The sequence below is a fragment of the Paenibacillus sp. MZ03-122A genome (assembly GCF_024213325.1).
In the GTDB taxonomy this organism is placed as follows: domain Bacteria; phylum Bacillota; class Bacilli; order Paenibacillales; family Paenibacillaceae; genus Paenibacillus; species Paenibacillus polymyxa_B.
In genome coordinates this window covers 180,420-196,802 of record NZ_JANAVI010000001.1, presented here as the reverse complement: position 1 = coordinate 196,802, position 16,383 = coordinate 180,420, and the positions used below count along the sequence as shown (strand labels likewise).

15 protein-coding genes are annotated in these 16,383 nt (G+C 46.7%); 2 read left to right on the top strand and 13 right to left on the bottom strand.

Features of this window, described 5'->3' with window-relative positions:
- Positions 1-6: 6 nt before the first annotated feature.
- From NLX74_RS00970 to NLX74_RS00945, 6 genes are all read right to left on the bottom strand, one after another.
- Positions 7-576, bottom strand: a complete 570-nt coding sequence (locus NLX74_RS00970) for a type 2 periplasmic-binding domain-containing protein (protein ID WP_254327705.1) — start codon at positions 574-576, stop codon at positions 7-9.
- 101 nt (positions 577-677) lie between these two features.
- Positions 678-884, bottom strand: coding sequence for an aspartyl-phosphate phosphatase Spo0E family protein (locus NLX74_RS00965; RefSeq protein WP_061829138.1), 207 nt, complete (start codon positions 882-884; stop codon positions 678-680).
- A 114-nt stretch (positions 885-998) separates the two neighbouring features.
- The gene (locus tag NLX74_RS00960; RefSeq protein ID WP_061829137.1) at positions 999-2,210 is read right to left on the bottom strand and encodes an aminotransferase class I/II-fold pyridoxal phosphate-dependent enzyme; all 1,212 of its coding nucleotides are present in this window, start codon (positions 2,208-2,210) and stop codon (positions 999-1,001) included.
- 12 nt (positions 2,211-2,222) lie between these two features.
- Positions 2,223-2,723: an Lrp/AsnC family transcriptional regulator gene (locus tag NLX74_RS00955; protein WP_013370105.1), complete on the bottom strand. Its 501-nt coding sequence runs from the start codon at positions 2,721-2,723 to the stop codon at positions 2,223-2,225.
- 143 nt (positions 2,724-2,866) lie between these two features.
- Positions 2,867-3,253, bottom strand: a complete 387-nt coding sequence (locus tag NLX74_RS00950) for a spore coat protein (RefSeq protein WP_069012837.1) — start codon at positions 3,251-3,253, stop codon at positions 2,867-2,869.
- Positions 3,254-3,284: 31 nt separating this feature from the next.
- Entirely contained in the window at positions 3,285-3,521 is a 237-nt protein-coding gene (locus tag NLX74_RS00945; RefSeq protein ID WP_061829136.1) for a hypothetical protein, read from the bottom strand.
- A 114-nt stretch (positions 3,522-3,635) separates the two neighbouring features.
- Between NLX74_RS00945 and NLX74_RS00940 the strand changes: the two genes are divergently transcribed.
- Positions 3,636-4,874, top strand: coding sequence for an NAD(P)/FAD-dependent oxidoreductase (locus NLX74_RS00940; RefSeq protein ID WP_254327704.1), 1,239 nt, complete (start codon positions 3,636-3,638; stop codon positions 4,872-4,874).
- Positions 4,875-4,946: 72 nt separating this feature from the next.
- On the opposite strand, the gene NLX74_RS00935 is transcribed toward NLX74_RS00940, so the two are convergent.
- The 4 genes from NLX74_RS00935 to NLX74_RS00920 all read right to left on the bottom strand — a co-directional run bounded on the left by NLX74_RS00935 (position 4,947) and on the right by NLX74_RS00920 (position 9,920).
- Entirely contained in the window at positions 4,947-6,200 is a 1,254-nt protein-coding gene (locus NLX74_RS00935) for an MFS transporter (protein WP_254327703.1), read from the bottom strand.
- Between the two features lie 116 nt (positions 6,201-6,316).
- The gene (locus NLX74_RS00930; RefSeq protein ID WP_254327702.1) at positions 6,317-7,024 is read right to left on the bottom strand and encodes a hypothetical protein; all 708 of its coding nucleotides are present in this window, start codon (positions 7,022-7,024) and stop codon (positions 6,317-6,319) included.
- 54 nt (positions 7,025-7,078) lie between these two features.
- Positions 7,079-7,492 (bottom strand): DUF350 domain-containing protein, encoded by a 414-nt coding sequence (locus tag NLX74_RS00925; protein WP_013309402.1) that lies wholly within the window; start codon positions 7,490-7,492, stop codon positions 7,079-7,081.
- A 58-nt stretch (positions 7,493-7,550) separates the two neighbouring features.
- A complete protein-coding gene (locus NLX74_RS00920; RefSeq protein ID WP_254327701.1) occupies positions 7,551-9,920 on the bottom strand; it encodes an endonuclease MutS2 in 2,370 nt (789 codons plus the stop codon).
- A gap of 152 nt (positions 9,921-10,072) precedes the next feature.
- On the opposite strand from NLX74_RS00920, the gene NLX74_RS00915 reads away from it, so the two are divergent.
- A complete protein-coding gene (locus NLX74_RS00915; RefSeq protein WP_023987773.1) occupies positions 10,073-10,432 on the top strand; it encodes a phage holin family protein in 360 nt (119 codons plus the stop codon).
- A gap of 150 nt (positions 10,433-10,582) precedes the next feature.
- Here NLX74_RS00915 and NLX74_RS00910 read toward each other — a convergent pair whose 3' ends face one another.
- From NLX74_RS00910 to pheS, 3 genes are all read right to left on the bottom strand, one after another.
- Positions 10,583-12,607, bottom strand: coding sequence for a cell division protein ZapA (locus NLX74_RS00910; RefSeq protein WP_254327700.1), 2,025 nt, complete (start codon positions 12,605-12,607; stop codon positions 10,583-10,585).
- A gap of 209 nt (positions 12,608-12,816) precedes the next feature.
- On the bottom strand, positions 12,817-15,264 hold the full coding sequence (gene pheT, locus NLX74_RS00905) for a phenylalanine--tRNA ligase subunit beta (RefSeq protein ID WP_254327699.1): 2,448 nt from the start codon (positions 15,262-15,264) through the stop codon (positions 12,817-12,819).
- Positions 15,265-15,292: 28 nt separating this feature from the next.
- On the bottom strand, positions 15,293-16,324 hold the full coding sequence (gene pheS, locus NLX74_RS00900; RefSeq protein WP_269321413.1) for a phenylalanine--tRNA ligase subunit alpha: 1,032 nt from the start codon (positions 16,322-16,324) through the stop codon (positions 15,293-15,295).
- Between the last annotated feature and the right edge of the window lie 59 nt (positions 16,325-16,383).

Here is a 16,383-nt window from a genome sequence, read left to right as displayed (position 1 = left end):
CCTTTATCATTCCGTAAGTGCTTTCAGCACCTTGATGGCTTCTTCCTTATTGCTTGTACGAGGCGGCACGGTAGCAAATAATGTTTTGGAGTTATATTTTAGCTCCTTAAACATCTTCATCTGCTCCACCGGAATTCCGAACAAATGAGTTTCCTTGCTTACATCTGATCCTTCTTCCTCCTGCCCCTTCTTCTTAAATACGCCGCCCTCGAACACGCCCCGAGCGTACGTCTTCTTGTCAAAAGCATCATCTAACGGCAGATTCGAGCCATTCTGTCCATACAGCTTCATGTCCTCTTCCGGCAAAAGAAACAGATCATGCTCCCCGGCCGCATATTCTACAACCAGCTTCTGCTGGTTATACAGCGGACTGACTGAAATCTCAATAGTCGGAGCCTGTTCGCCTAGCTTATCCTTAAGCTTTTGTTCCAGCTCTTCACGGATGACTGAAGCATCCCCTTTATCCATAATAAAAATGGAGAAGCTGTCCTTGTCCCGTCCCCCACATCCAGCCAATAATACAAGTGCAAGCATTCCGATGATCCATGGCGATAGCCTTTTTAGCCCTGCTCTCATATGTACGCCCCCTCTTCCATGCCATTAATATATCATAAGTTGTGAACGCAAAAAAAGAAGGCCCGACGGCCTTCTTCTTACATTTGGCTGACTTCATACGGTTAAACCTTGCATTCCGTACCATACAGCTTCATATATTCATTGATTTTCAAATCGAGCTTGCAACTGATCTGGATAACAAGATCAGAGGTGAAGGACTGCTCTTCCTGAAACGTCCGCATCATCTCATTGCGCAGGAACAAAATTTCATCTTCCAGGGAAATGTCGTATCCTATTGAACTAGATGAATTATATCCAACATATGACATGAGCATTCCTCCTACAATTGAAAAATTGAACTTCCTGCTTCCGATTTCAAATTATAGCATAGAAATTTAGAAATAAAAGACTATTTTTTATGAATTACCCATAAAAAAATAATTTTAACCTTCTTTTCTTACTTTTTCTACAAAATGACCAATCCGATCCAGTGCCTCCGTCAGCTGAGCAACAGAAGTCGCGTATGAGCAACGAAGATAGCCTTCGCCTCCCAAACCGAACACATTACCCGGTACAGCCGCAACTTTAGCCTCTGCCAAAAGACGCTGTGCAAATTCATCTGAGCTGAGTCCCGTGCTTTGAATACTAGGGAAAACGTAAAAAGCCCCTCTTGGCTCATGGCACTCCAGGCCGATTTCCCGGAACCCTTCAACCATCAGACGGCGACGCTGATTATAGGCTTCTACCATACGATCTTTCTCACCCAAACCATTCCGCAAGCCTTCCAGTGCCGCAACTTGACCCATAGAAGGCGCACACATTACGGTGTACTGATGGATTTTGAGCATAGCGGCAATCAGATCTGGATGCCCGCATGTATATCCAATACGCCAGCCTGTCATGGCGAAGGCTTTGGAAAAACCACTGACGAGAATCGTACGATCCATCATACCAGGCATAGCGGCAAAACTGACATGCTTTTCTCCATAATTCAATTCAGCATAAATTTCATCAGAAATGACGATCAAATCATGTTTTTCCACGACTTCGGCAATCGGAAGCCAATCTTCATAAGTCATCGTAGCCCCAGTTGGATTGCTCGGATAGCATAAAATCAACACCTTGGATTTAGGTGTAATTTTTGCCTCCAGTGCTTCAGCCGTCAGCTTGAATTCATCCTTAGCAAATGTTTCAATACCTACTGGAATCCCGCCTCCAATCGAAGTGATTGGAGAATATGAAATGTAGCATGGCTCGGGCACGAGAATTTCGTCGCCAGGTACAATTAAAGCACGCAAAGCAAGATCAATCGCCTCGCTTCCCCCAACGGTCACGATAATCTCATTTTTGGGATCATAACGGACTTCAAATTGCTCATTCAGATAATCACTAATCGCTTCACGCAGTTCTGGCGTTCCCGCATTAGACGTGTAGCTGGTAAAACCTCGCTCCAATGAATAGACACAGGCTTCCCGCATATGCCAAGGGGTTGTAAAATCCGGTTCGCCCACACCAAGGGTAATAATATCCTTGTTGCCACCCACCAAGTCAAAAAACTTACGAATACCCGAAGATGGGATCTCGCGCACCAACGGGGACAAATAGGAACTCATGGCTTTGTTACTGTCGGTAAATGCTTCTGTTTTGAGATTCATCATGATCTTCCTTTACGGCGAAATCATCAGACGATTATCTTCCTGATGGTCCTCAAAGATAATTCCGTCCTGCTTGTATTTTTTAAGCGTAAAATTAGTCTTGGTAGACAAGACCGAATCAATAGGCGACAGTTTTTCCGACACAAAATTAGCAACCTCACGGAGATTGCGGCCTTCAACCTCTACCAGCAAATCGTATGCTCCAGACATGAGATAGACCGATTTAACTTGCGGATACAAATAAATCCGTTCTGCAATCCCTTCAAAGCCTCTTCCACGCTCAGGTGTAATCTGTACTTCGATCAAAGCGGTAACCTTTTCGTCGTCGACTTTGTCCCAATTGACTACAGCGGCGTATTTGACGATCACATGTTGGTCTTCGAGCTCTTTAATTGAGGTGCGAACATCCTGCTCGTCAACCCCCAGCATAGTAGCTAATAGAGTCGGTGTTCTTCTTGCATCTTCTTTTAACAATTCCAGCACTTTTAATTTCAATTCATTCAGTTCTGTCATTCTACATAAGGCCTCCATCGAAAGAGATTACTATACATCATACAATACGCACTTTAAACCTGCAAAGAAAAACCGTCCACTCCGGTAAACCCGGCAGATGGACGGCTGTTATGGGAATCTGCTTCAAAAACGAAAAATCCCGTTTACATATAATAAGGGTTGTTTTGATGAGTAGACTGGCCTTGCTGGTGCATAGATTGGCCATATACTCCCGCGGATGTCGATTTTTGCTGAATGAACTGTTGGCATTCTTGTTGGGTCTTGCGAGCTTCTTGAATCTGTTTGTCCAAATCGATGCGCAGTGCTTTAGTCGGAGTGGCATACATATTGTTTTGGCTCATCAGATGATACAAATCACCTTGCAGACGCAATGTATCATTCGTAAGGTCGGTGAACATCTGACGCACAGACGGACAATTGGATTCTGTCGTCGCCGTTGTGTACTCGCGCACCGTACGTTTCATATCAGCAAGAATGGTATAGAGCAAATCTTCTTCGGGCATAAATGACATATTGTTTTGTGAATACATTCTGTCAAACCTCCTTTATTGTAAATCCAAATTACTGCTGCGGTTGCATTGGGGCAAGCTGCTGATGCTGTTGAAGAGCATTAGAAAGCAGATTCAAGTGGTGCTCATGAGTTCTTGCCAGTTGCAAACAGGCTTGTTGGATGGCTGGGTGCTGAATAGAAGCCGCTGTCGCCGCACTTTGTTTGAGTAGTAGTTCTTCATTGGAAATGGAGTCCACGATGTACTCCAGCTCTTTGCCTGACAAGGGTTGCATGTTCGTAGATTGCATAATCTCTGTGCCTCCTTGAATGTTTTGTTGCACGCTGGTTATCTTGTCCGTTTGGCGAAATACTATGTACACCTAAGAAATATTACATATTACCTTATGAGGAGTGCTATTTATATGGAATTGATAAGCGGGAATACATATTGGCCCAGTACCTTGGAGCAAATGTTGGATTTCCCGCCTTTGGCAGAGGATTTAAATTGTGATGTATTGATCATAGGTGGCGGCATGGGTGGATCCATCTGCTCCCGACTGTTGGGAGAACGACAGGTAGACGCCGTGGTTATTGACAAACGCAAGCTAGTACATGGAAGTTCTTCGGCCAATAACGGACTGCTGCAATATAGCAATGATAAGACCTTAACTTCCTTCATCAATACGTTTGGTGAAATGAACGGTGTACTGTTTTACCGTATGAGTAAAGATGCTCTGGATCAGTTGGAAAAACTGTCTACCACGCTGGAAATTGATCCGTCTTTTTCACGCCGAAGTAGCCTGTACTATGCAAGTACATCGGAGGATGTGCAGACACTTCAGGAAGAGTACAAACAGCTAACCCGGTTTGGATTTCCCGTCGAATACTGGGATGATCAACAGATTGCTGCCCGATTTCCTTTCCGAAAACCAGCAGCCTTATATACACGCGAAGATGCCGAGGTTAATCCATTTTTGTTCGCCCAAGGACTGCTGCGATCTGCCAGCCGTCTTGGTGTTCGCTTATACGAGCATACAGAAGCTGAGCATTTTGAATTCAACGATAATGAGGTCGTTTGTCATACCAGCGGTGGGATTATCCGAGCGAAAAAAGTTATTTTTGCAACAGGTTATGAAACACAAGAGATTAAAAAAGACCGCGGAGCCGTTCTAGAAAGCTCATATGCTATCGCCACCAATCCAATCGGAGATACACCCTTGTGGCATGAACAGTGTCTCATCTGGGAAACTGCTCGTCCTTATCTATATATGCGCTCCACACCGGAAGGACGCATCATTATTGGTGGTTTAGACGAACCTGTACTGGACGCCAATCAACGTGAAGTCAGGCTGCTGCACCAACAGCAAAAGCTGCTACAAACATTACGGGAATTTTTTCCGGGTATACCATTTCAGATCGACTTTGCATGGGCTGCTGTATTCGGCTCCTCTCAAGACGGTTTGCCGTATATTGGTCCACATCCGCGTTTTCCCAACTGCTACTTTTTGGAAGGTTACGGGGGAAATGGAGCAGTCACGAGTATGATGGCCGCACAACTTTTGGCTGATGAACTGACGGGCACACATCGACCTGAAATGGAGCTTTATTCTCTGACCCGTACTACCAAGCCCTCGCCCGAAACAACGGAACCGATGGTTTAACGTGTGGAAACAAAAAAAGAACCTCCTTTCCCTTTAAGTGGGTCTGGAGGTCTTTTTAAATATATTTTCAGACTATTCGGTTTGCTTGTGCAAGCGTCGTGCGTGGGAATGAGACTGGCTCTGCTTTGTCTTTTGTTCCATTTTCAGCACACTTCGCATAAAAAACCATCCGAGCACTGGCATCAATGCCAGTCCAATCAACAACCAGATCATCGCCGTAGGAGCCTTGCTGATACTTAGGACACCCAAGAAAATGAGTGTTCCGGTCAATCGGCCTACCATTAAGCATAGTTCGCGCAGTACAACCAGTTCCACTCTCTGATTGGCGTCTCCTTTACTCGTACCCATTAAATCAAAGCTGGCAGAAATCATGGGAATTAAATACAGGGGCATAAATAAAGCGGTGCCGATCCCCATAATCAGTAGTGTACTATACTCCATACGCCACAATAACGGTAAAAGCGCGATCACTAACAACACAGCACCCAAAAGCATACCCGCCGAACGATAGTGTGGCTTGAGCCATTTTCCGACAGCCCAAAAGCTGAAAAATGAAACCGCCGATGTAATAAGTGAAAACTGCGCCAGCTTCCATTCCTGTTGAGTAGCTACATACACGAGCAGCGTAATCAGGAAGGCAAATACCCCTTCACGGATGCCCTGGGCAACAAGTGATAACGACAACGGACGCCACATACTCCCTTTTTGTGACAATCGCTGCTTGGGCTCCTTCCAATTGTAATTTCCTGTCGGCTTACGCTTGCGAAGAAAGAAACTAAGCACCACTCCTACGACATAAAAGGCCAAGGAAATACTGAATATCACGCGGTAACCTGCGTCATCCTCCATACGGGCAATAATCCAACCGGACAGCCAAGGTCCCACTATACCGGAAAACGAGCCTAGCAGACCCACCCAACCGTTAAAATGATCACGACTTGCCTGATCCGTGACTTCGAAAAAAATCACATTAAACGCCAGCCAGAATAAACCTAATGCTGCACCCAGCAACATCCCGAGCGGCCATATGTAGTTCACAGCCTGCGGTCCCGTATATAACACGATCAGATAAAATAGGCCGGATAATGCGGTCCCCACGCGCAAGGCATTCATTTTATTATGTTCCTTGACCCACTTTCCAGCCACCCAGACCATAATTCCCAGTGCAATTTGTTGACTGACATTAAACCAGCCGATCATCGCGTAATCCTGCCTGCTTTTCCACAAATACACGTTAAGAAATGTGCCTGACAATGCTGCTGCAAACACAAACAATCCATTCAAGCTTAATAGCAGAATGGATTGTCCGTTCAGGTTTGATTTCAATGCAGTTCCCCCTAACCGAAAAATCACCAATCAGCTTATTTCAAGCCAGCTTGTTCAAAGATTTATTCGATTTAAGATGCCCGTATTGAGCTTGGGCCTATCCGGGGGATTGCTATTTAATTGTTGGAAATACCGCTGAGCTTCTCCAGCATCCGCAGTCGGTCATTCTCTGATAGTGTCTGCTGTACATGGAAGCAGCTAGGACACACATAAACATTCAAGACGAACGGCAAATCCAGAACAGGCTTGCCAAGCGCTGGAGACATCGACGGTTCAAAGCCTTCTCTGGTTACGGTTTGCGAACCCGCATGCAGCATGTACTCTCCACATTGGGAACATTCAAGAACCTCATCTTGTCTGTCGAGTATTTGTTCAGCACCTTGTTCATAAGCCATCAGATCCGCACCGCTTTCTTCGAATTTTTGCAAAGTATGCAGCACAGGCAACTTATGAAGCTCATTATCCTGCAACAACGGTGCATCAACCGGTTTTTCAGCTACGATTTCATCCTCTGCCTCATATAAAATATCCTGCTCCTCATCATCACCGAGCTGAATACTCAATGTCCGATAACCCTTCAGGTCTTCTTTTCCATGAGAGTGGGGCGCCGGGGTTACAGAAGCCACATGATCATGTTTCGTCTCTTCATGTCCATGCTCACTAGCATGTCTATGCACAGGTGGAGAAACAGACTCATCTTCATCATCGGTGATGTCAGAGTACCCTTTCAGATCATTATGGCAATAAGGACATTCTTCCTCAGGTCCTAATTCTTCATCCCAAATAATTTCCATGTTACACCATGGACAAATAGTCATTTCCAAGCTTTATCATCCTTCCGTTCCAAGCGTATACCAAGCTCTAGTATACAAGATGTGTCAAGTTACACTGGCACCGATCACATAAGATAAAGATATGGAAATAATCATGGAGAACAAGCCGACAGCACGATTATCCTCTTTAATCTGTTGATCGATAGAAAATACCGGTGTTAGAAACTCAAAAAGAAAGTACGCCGCAAGTAGCAGTAAAAAGCCAACGAACGACCAAATCATCGTATCATACACACTAGATTTGGCTTCCATCGCAAAGCGGAGCACGTTGCAAATACCGAACATTTTCCCTCCCGTAGCCATGGCTACCGAAACATTGCCGCGCTTGATCTCTTCCCAGCATTTATAGCGGGTTACCAGCTCAAAACACGACAAAAATACAATTAGCTCCAGCACCGCCACCGAGAAATAACCCAGCATCATCCCCAACGGATGCGACAGCAATTCATCAATCGCCATCTTCACTTCGTCCCTCCCGTTCTACCAAGCGTTCCCGGGCAAAGCCGGCAACCCATAGCTATTCCAATTCAGCAACTGTTACGCCTGTGCCGCCTTCATTGTAATTACCGATACGGTAGCTTTTCACATGTTTATGCTTGCGGAGGTACTCCTGAATACCGGTTCTCAGGACACCTGTACCTTTGCCATGTATAATGTGTACCTGACCCAGATTGGCCAGAAACGCTTCATCCATGAAGCGGTCCACTTCCATCAAGGCTTCCTCCACATTCGCCCCCCGAAGATCAAGTTCACTTCGTACGTTATCATCCCGTGTCCGCTTAACGCCAGTCACTGGTTTTTGAACTCTTGGAGTCGTTGTTTGGGCAGGTTGCAGTAGTTCCAGATCATCCAGACTGACCTTCATCTTCATGATCCCCAGTTGAACCACAGCTTCCTTGGTACCGGACAGTTCAACCACGTGGCCTTTTTTATTCAGACTGTGAACGGATACTTCATCGCCAGCCATGATAGAACGAGTACGTGTAGCGGCCGGACGTTTGACGGTACTTTTCTTGCGTTGCTTCGGTTCAGCCTCATCCAATTCTCTGCGAGCTGCAATCAGCTTATGCTCCTTAACCGAGGCCCCTTCTTCCTGAGCCAATTTACGCAAATCAGTAATGATTTTCTCTGCTTCACTACGAGCCTTATCCACGAGAACTCTTGCTTCGTCCTCAGCTTTTTCCAGCATACGGTCCCGTTGGGACTCCAGCTTATCCAACTCCGTCTGATGACGGCTACGCAATGCTTCCATTTCCTTACGCAGCTGCTCCGCTTTTTCCCGTTCTTGCTCAGCGGTTAAACGGTTCTGCTCCAGTGACGCGATCATGTGCTCGACGCGCTGGTCTTCTTCCGTTACCTCACCACGGGCATAGTCTAAAATACGCCCTGGCAATCCCAATCGCTCGGCAATAGCAAATGCATTACTTCGTCCGGGTACACCGACCAGAAGGCGGTAGGTCGGGCTTAATGTAGCGACATCAAACTCCATGCTTGCATTAATAATTCCTTTGCGCTCATAGGCATACGCCTTCAATTCACTATAGTGAGTCGTCGCAACCATGCGGCAACCCATGGCATGTATATGCTCCAGAATGGATACAGCCAGAGCCGAACCTTCCGCAGGGTCCGTTCCTGCCCCCACTTCGTCAAGTAATACAAGACTTTTGGGCGTCATATTTTTCAGGATGCTAATGATATTGGTCATGTGACTAGAAAATGTACTCAGGTTTTGCTCAATGCTCTGCTCGTCACCAATATCGGCATAGATTGCATCAAATACACACAGCTGGCTTTCATCCTCCACAGGTACAAACAGTCCAGACATCGCCATCAAACTAAGTAGGCCGATGGTTTTCAGGGTAACGGTTTTCCCCCCTGTGTTCGGTCCGGTAACGATAATGGAGGTGTATGAATTGCCCAGCTCCACATCAATGGGAACAACCTGCTCCAACGGAATTAGAGGATGTCTGCCCTTTTTCAGCTTCAAGTATCCGCGGTCATTCATTAAAGGCAAGGTTGCTTTCATTTCACGGGCGAGACGCGCTTTTGCAAAAATAAAATCAAGATTACCCAATATGTCCACATCATACAGCAACATATCTGCTTGTTCTGCGACAAGTGCGGTCAGCTTTTGTAAAATGACTTCAATTTCACGCTCTTCTCTCAGCCTTGTTTCCCTCAGCTTATTGTTCATGGCTACAATGGATTCAGGCTCGATAAACAATGTTGCACCAGACCCGGATTGATCATGAACAATTCCGCCAAAATAAGAACGGTATTCGGCCTTAACTGGGATCACAAACCGATCTCCACGAATCGTTATCAACTGATCTTGAAGCATTTTGGATACAGTTGAGGAACGAATCATGGAATCCAGCTTTTCACGAATACGCACTTCTCCCGAGCGCAGCTCCCGACGGATTTGAGAAAGCTCTGTGCTGGCAGAATCCAGCACCTCTGCATTTTCATCAATACAGCCTTTAATGGAGTTTTCTAAACCTCTCTGCTCCGAAAGCTGCTCGCTCCAATACAGCAATGTTTCGACAGGATTTTCCTCATGCAAACTTGCCACGTATACCTGTATACGGCGTGCGGCCTGAACTGTTGTCCGAATGCCAAGCAACTCCTGCGGGCTTAACGTTCCGCCAATACGGGCACGCTTCACTGCCGGAGTGATATCCACTACTCCGTTAAATGAAGGCACTCCTTTGAGTCGATCAGCAGCATAGGCCTCATCCGTACCTTTCAACATTTTCTTGATATGCTCCAAATCATCGCTGGGCTGTAGTTGAAGGGCTGTCTGTTGTCCCGTTGCCGTTTGAGCATAGTGACTTAGTTTATTTAGAATTTTTTGATATTCAAGGGTTTTAAAAATTTTAGAGTCCAACTTCACTACTCCTTTCACATATATCTATATTATACCGAAAGCAGCAAACTTACGCTATTTGCCAACTCTCTTTTACACATAAGAAAGCTCTTCATGCCACACACTAACCTTTGTCTAACCCTGTAAATTCAAAAAACAAAGGAGGTTATTCCGTGAGCATTCTCGGGCACATTGTACGTTTCATCGTTGCCGCTCTGGTGCTGATGGTCGTAAGCTGGATCGTTCCCGGATTTAGTGTAGGCGGCTTTTGGAGCGCGCTGATTCTTGCCATTGTCATTGCCTTGGTTGGTTACATTATCGAGGCAGTGTTCGGCCGACGCGTTTCTCCATTTGGACGCGGTATCGTAGGTTTTCTTGTGAGCGCTCTGGTGATCTGGATCGCTCAATATGTGGTGACCAATGTCAGTGTTTCCGTTCTGGGCGCATTGCTCGCTGCATTGGTTATCGGGATTATCGACCTGTTTATTCCGGTATCGACACCGTTTGAAGCCGGTCGCAAAGACGGGAAATAACTTCAATAGACACTCCCGACAAAGCTGTCCCGAAGCAGATTTCGTCTGCCAAAGGACAGCTTTGTGTCATATAACTTCTGAGTGGATACAATAAGCAAACAATCCCCGGCGATGAGCAGCCGGGGATTGCCTTACATTTTTAATCCATATCTACTGATCCTGTTCGATAAGTTCAATCCATTCATTGTACTCCGTTTGAAGTTTAGTGTATTCTTCCTGTAATTGACGTAATTCTGTAGAAATCTTCTCCGTATTTTCCCGATCTACGTCCTGTTGTACTTGTAACAGACGAAGCTGATGCGCCGCCATTTCATATTTTTGACCCACTTCGTCCAATTCAGACTGCAAGGCCATTCGTTCCTGCTCTATGGACTGCTGTTCAGCTTTCGCTGTTTTGGCAGCTTCAACCGCCAAACGAGTCTCCTCCTGAAGCTGTTCCTTTTGTTCAACGGTTACCGCTATTTCCCGTTCCCAAGATGCAAATTCTTCCTTACGGGCAGCATCTTCAGCTTCCAGACGTTCCGCTTCTGCCTTCAACTGATCGTATTTAAGTTGCCACTCTAAAGATTCTTCCTCAGCACGTTCCAGTTTACTCCGCCGTTCGTGATCTTCCTGTTGAAGCTGCTTAATATTCTGCTCCAGCTGTCCAGCTCGGCTCTTCATGCTTCCATATTGCTCCTGAAGCGATTGATATGCCTTAGCTCCCTCTTGCTCTCGGACTTTGGCTTTCTCAAGCTCATCCTGAACGCGAATCAGCTCAGGTGAAAGCTCCTTGATTCTCGCTTCAAGTTGAACTAGCCGTTGCTGTTGTGAAGCAAATTTATCATTAATAGCTTCGAGCTCAGCCTCTGCGTGCTGTAATTGCTCCTGTATCGCTTCCTTCTGTTCACGTGCTTCCAGCAGGGAGAGCTCCAGCTCATCAACTGCCAACTGGCGTTCTTCTGCGAGTTTCTTCCATGACTTCTCGCTTTCAGCTAGCGTAGCCAGCTCACTTTGCAGTTTGCGAGAAGATACGTGAGCTTGCTCCAGCAGCTTCTGCATCCGCCGCTGTTCTTCCTCCAGCTTAGCCGTCTGCTGCTGCGTAGCCTTGGCTTCAGCTTCTAATTGATCATATCGGCTTTGCAGTTCTTCACGCGCAAGCGTATCTGCCTGCTCTCGCTCTATCGCAGCCTGTCGCTGTGTTTCCAGCACAGACTCCAGCTCGGACTGTTGTTGCTTCAGTACTCTTGCTTGTTCTTGAGCCTCTCCCAGACGAGAAGCAAGCTCTGTACTGCCTGCTTGTACTTGTTCTAATTGTTCCTGAAGCTCCTCAACCCGAATCTCCTGCTCCAGTGCAGCTTCATCAGCTCGCTTCTGAGCTTCCTGATGCTGGATCTTTTCTTCATTCAACGCCAATTCAGCCTGTTTACGTTCCTGCTCCAGCTGCTCATTCAGCCCTGAGCACTTGGTCTGCCATTCGCTTACCTTCTTACTATGCTCTTGCTGCAAAGCAGATCGCAGCTTGTCCAGTTCTGTACGCTTTTGCTCCTGATGAGTCTTCTCTGCAGCTGACAGCTTGGCTTCAGCCTGTTTAGTCGCTTCAGCTACTTCCTTCTTCATCTGCTCTTCTATTTGCCGGATACGGGCATTAGCCGCCTCCTGCTGCTCTTTCAGCTTGCGAGAAGCTTCTTGACGAGACTCCTCCAATTCACGTTTAGCTTGTTTTTGTCCATTTTCAAGTTCAGTCGCTTTTTTCTCCTGCTGTTCCAGCTTTGCCTTCAATTGGGCAATCTCTTTGGCTGATACAGATTCGGTTTCCATCAGCTTCTTCTGCGTTGCTTCCTTTTCTTCCTTTAGTTGAATAAAAGATTGATGCAGATCTGTATTTTTTTGCTGCTGTTCCCCTAGAGCCGTCTGGAGTTGCGCCAGATCTCCCCGGAGCTCTGCTCGTTCCGCTGCTAAGCGGTTCATATGACTCTGAATTTCCTGGATTTGTACAGCTTCTTCTGCCATATGAACCGCAGCCAGCACGGCAATTCGGGGCATATCCAGACGCGAATGAGCTTGAGAAATGCTGTGCATACGCTCATCCACGTAATTGGCAACCTGCTTCATATAATCGGTATTGCTGCCGACGAGTTTATAAGAAGTACCGTAGATCTCTACAGTGACGCGAGTACGATCTGGTGTAGTCACAATTATGCCCTCCTTCAATACTACTGTATGTTGATTCTAAGGTGTGTCCGGTACTATGGTAACCCGCCTTCCGTGAAGCGTTCAACCTTATTAGTCCGGCTTCCCCGCAGCGGGTAAATATCAGAGTAAGAGAGCTTCTATGATGATAGGCCAAAAAGCCGTATCGAACCTCTGTCACTAAGATTCGATACGGCTTCCCGCATTTCCTGCTACTTTCTCAATTCCGCTCCAAAAGTTTGTTCCAGAGACGTAACGACAGGAGTATGCGCCGCATTGATCTCTTCATCCGTCAACGTATGTTCCCAATGACGATAGGTCAGAGAGATAGCTACGCTCTTCTTATCTTCACCAAGCTTACTGCCTGTAAATACATCAAACACTCGTGCATCCTGCAACAGCTCTCCGCCTGCAGCGTGAATAACACGAAGCAGTTCGCCTGCCTCAACGTCTTTATTTACCACGAGGGCAATGTCACGTTCCACGGATGGGAAGCGAGCCAGCTCTCTGAACTGAATATGCGAGTTGGCGTGTTCAACGACCTGTTGCAACGCAATTTCCGCTACATACGTATCATTCAGCCCATAAGATTGTTGAAGCTCCGGATGAATCTGCCCAATGGTACCGATCCGTTGAGAGTTTCCATTCACATCCAGCCATACCGAAGCGGAACGGCCCGGATGGTAGCTTTGTGGTTGGTCAGCCACATAACGAATGCTGGCACTCAATCCGAAATAGTCAAACACCGTTTCAAGCGCGCCTTTAATATCAAAGAAATCAACCTTTTCAGCACCAATATTCCATTGTTTTTCACGGCGTACCCCAGTCAGCAATAGACTAAGCACTTGAATTTCCTGCGGCTGACGGGTTAATGTTTGTTCCTCTGTATAAAATACAGTTCCCATTTCAAAAATCGCCAGATTGTCTTGCTTGCGATTCATGTTGTACACCGCTGTATCCAGCATCTGTGGAATGATACTCGTACGCAAAACACTACGATCTTCGCTCATAGGCATAGCCAAACGTACCGGATGGCTACCTTCTGTCAGGGCATTAAATAACCCCGTACTTTGCGGATGTACAAAAGAGTAGCTGATCGTCTCCTGCCAACCACCATGAGCCAGCAATCTGCGCAGGGAGCGGCGCAATGATTGCGATGCTGTCAAAGCTCCCGGAGTTGTAGGACCTTCAATCGGCGTGGTCGGGATATTGTCGTAACCATACAGACGAGCTACCTCTTCGATTAAGTCCACGTCAATGGTAATATCTCCACGGCGTGTAGGAACTTGAACTTCCAGTACACCTTGCTCTGCGTCGCCACATCCGAAATGAAGTCTACCGAAAATCGTTTTCACCTCAAGCAGCGACAGTTCGGTTCCCAAATATCGGTTTATTTTATCTAGCGACAGCTTGATAATGCGGTTTTCAGCTTTTGCAGACGCTGATTCTACGATGCCCTGGTGTACAGTGCCTCCCGCATAACGCTGAATCAGCGCAGCTGCACGATTCACAGCAGGCACAACAGCGCCTGGATCAACCTCTTTTTCAAAACGCAGACTTGCTTCTGAACGCAGTCCAAGTTGACGGGATGTTTTGCGAACTGTACCGCCGTCAAACTTGGCAGATTCCAGCGCAATGCTGATCGTCGCATCCGTAACCTCGGAATTGGCTCCACCCATCACGCCTGCCAATGCAATGGGTTTCACACCGTCTGTAATCAGCAGCATATGCGGCTCCAACTTACGTTCCTGATCGTCAAGTGTAATCAATGTTTCGCCTGCACGAGCGAGTCGAACTTCAATATTTCCATTTTCCAGCTTATCCGCATCAAAAGCATGCAACGGCTGACCGTATTCCAGCATAACGTAGTTCGTAATATCTACGATGTTGTTGATCGGACGAACACCTGCCGCCATCAGACGGTTTTGAATCCATAACGGGGAAGCCCCCACTTTTACACCTGTGATATAACGGGCCGCATAGTGCGTACACAGTTCAGGAGTATCTACCTTCACAGACAGATGATCTGCCGCTGCATCGCTAATTTCAACCAAATCCTTAGCCGGGTCAGCCAGCGAAATGTCACGTCCCAGAATCGCACTCACTTCATATGCTGCTCCGTGCATGCTCAGGCAATCCGAACGGTTGGGTGTCAGATCAAAATCCAGCACCTGATCATCTAGCGCCAGCAGCTTCGTAATTGGCATACCAATTTCAGCATCCTCAGGCAGCACCAAAATACCTTCTTGCAATTCCTTTGGAAGCAGCTTGTCATTCATGCCCAGTTCTTTGGCCGAGCAGATCATGCCCATGGATACAACACCACGTAGCTTGGCCTTTTTAATGTGGAAATCTCCCGGCAACTTTGCACCTACAACTGCAACAGGAACCTTTTGACCTGCATCCACGTTTTTAGCACCACACACGATTTGCAGATCTTCCTCTTGACCTGCATCGACAATACATACATTCAGCTTATCAGCATCTGGATGCTTTTCCTTGCTTTTAACATAGCCGACAACGACACCAGTAATTCCTTGATTGCGCTGCTCGACCTCATCAATTTCTATGCCCGAACGGGTGATTTTCTCTGCTAGATCCTCCGCGCTTACCTGATCCAGCGATACATACTCGGACAGCCACTCGAATGATACTTTCATATGGGTTCACTTCCCTTGATATAGTTGTTTATTGACGCGCAAACTGTTTCAGGAACGACAGGTCACTGTTATAAAAATGACGAATATCGTCGATACCGTATTTCAATATAGCAATCCGCTCTACACCCATACCGAATGCAAAGCCGCTGTAAACCTCGGGATCAAAACCGCCCATCTCCAACACTTTCGGATGGACCATGCCACAGCCTAAAATTTCAATCCATACACGTTCGCCATTTTTCTTCACAAAAGTCACGTCTACTTCAGCGCTCGGCTCTGTGAACGGAAAGAAGCTTGGGCGCAAACGGATTTCGGTCGATTCTCCGAACATTTCGCGTGCAAATTGAAGTAAGGTTCCTTTCAAATCACTCATACGAATGTCTTTTCCAATGACAAGCCCTTCAATTTGGTGGAATTGAAAAGAATGCGTTGCATCGTCATCATCACGTCGGAAAACCGTACCCGGACAGATAACCTTAATAGGCGTTTCGCCCTTCATCGCTTCCATTGCACGAATCTGAACCGGTGACGTATGGGTACGCATCAACAGATCCTCGGTGAGGTAAAATGAATCCTGCATATCCCGTGCTGGGTGATTTTTAGGCAGGTTCAATGCTTCGAAGTTATAATAATCCGTCTCTGCCTGTGGACCTTCAGCCACTCGATAGCCCATACCTGTAAAAATATCCTCGATTTGCTCAATCACTTTGTTGAGCGGGTGCAGTCCACCTTGCGGCAACGCGCGTCCAGGCAGCGTAACGTCGATCTTTTCCGCTTGCAAACGCTCATTTGTTTCTGCTTTCGTGAACTCGTCCTGCTTACGGTTAACCACTTCTTCAATCGCCTCGCGCACCTCATTGGCTACCTGTCCAACAACTGGACGCTCTTCCGCGCTCAGCTTGCCCATACCGCGCAAGATTTCAGTCAATGCGCCCTTTTTCCCCGAATATTTGACCCGTAAATCAGCCAGCTCCTTGGGTGTTGCCACCTTCTCCAATACTTCCAGTGCTTCTTCCTTCAAGGCCAGCAAATGTTCCTTCATTTGGATGGTTTCGCTCATCGCCTGTTCAGTCCCCTTTCTTCATTTCCAGCTTTTCAGACAACAAAAAAAGGTCTTTT

What these genes read in the sequence shown, in the direction of transcription:
- NLX74_RS00965 (WP_061829138.1), bottom strand. Translation starts at nt 884, where the DNA reads ATGTCATATGTTGGATATAATTCATCTAGTTCAATAGGATACGACATT.
- NLX74_RS00950 (WP_069012837.1), bottom strand. Translation starts at nt 3,253, where the DNA reads ATGTATTCACAAAACAATATGTCATTTATGCCCGAAGAAGATTTGCTC.
- NLX74_RS00960 (WP_061829137.1), bottom strand. Translation starts at nt 2,210, where the DNA reads ATGAATCTCAAAACAGAAGCATTTACCGACAGTAACAAAGCCATGAGT.
- pheS (WP_269321413.1), bottom strand. Translation starts at nt 16,324, where the DNA reads ATGAGCGAAACCATCCAAATGAAGGAACATTTGCTGGCCTTGAAGGAA.
- NLX74_RS00940 (WP_254327704.1), top strand. Translation starts at nt 3,636, where the DNA reads ATGGAATTGATAAGCGGGAATACATATTGGCCCAGTACCTTGGAGCAA.
- NLX74_RS00970 (WP_254327705.1), bottom strand. Translation starts at nt 576, where the DNA reads ATGAGAGCAGGGCTAAAAAGGCTATCGCCATGGATCATCGGAATGCTT.
- NLX74_RS00955 (WP_013370105.1), bottom strand. Translation starts at nt 2,723, where the DNA reads ATGACAGAACTGAATGAATTGAAATTAAAAGTGCTGGAATTGTTAAAA.
- NLX74_RS00925 (WP_013309402.1), bottom strand. Translation starts at nt 7,492, where the DNA reads ATGGCGATTGATGAATTGCTGTCGCATCCGTTGGGGATGATGCTGGGT.
- pheT (WP_254327699.1), bottom strand. Translation starts at nt 15,264, where the DNA reads ATGAAAGTATCATTCGAGTGGCTGTCCGAGTATGTATCGCTGGATCAG.
- NLX74_RS00945 (WP_061829136.1), bottom strand. Translation starts at nt 3,521, where the DNA reads ATGCAATCTACGAACATGCAACCCTTGTCAGGCAAAGAGCTGGAGTAC.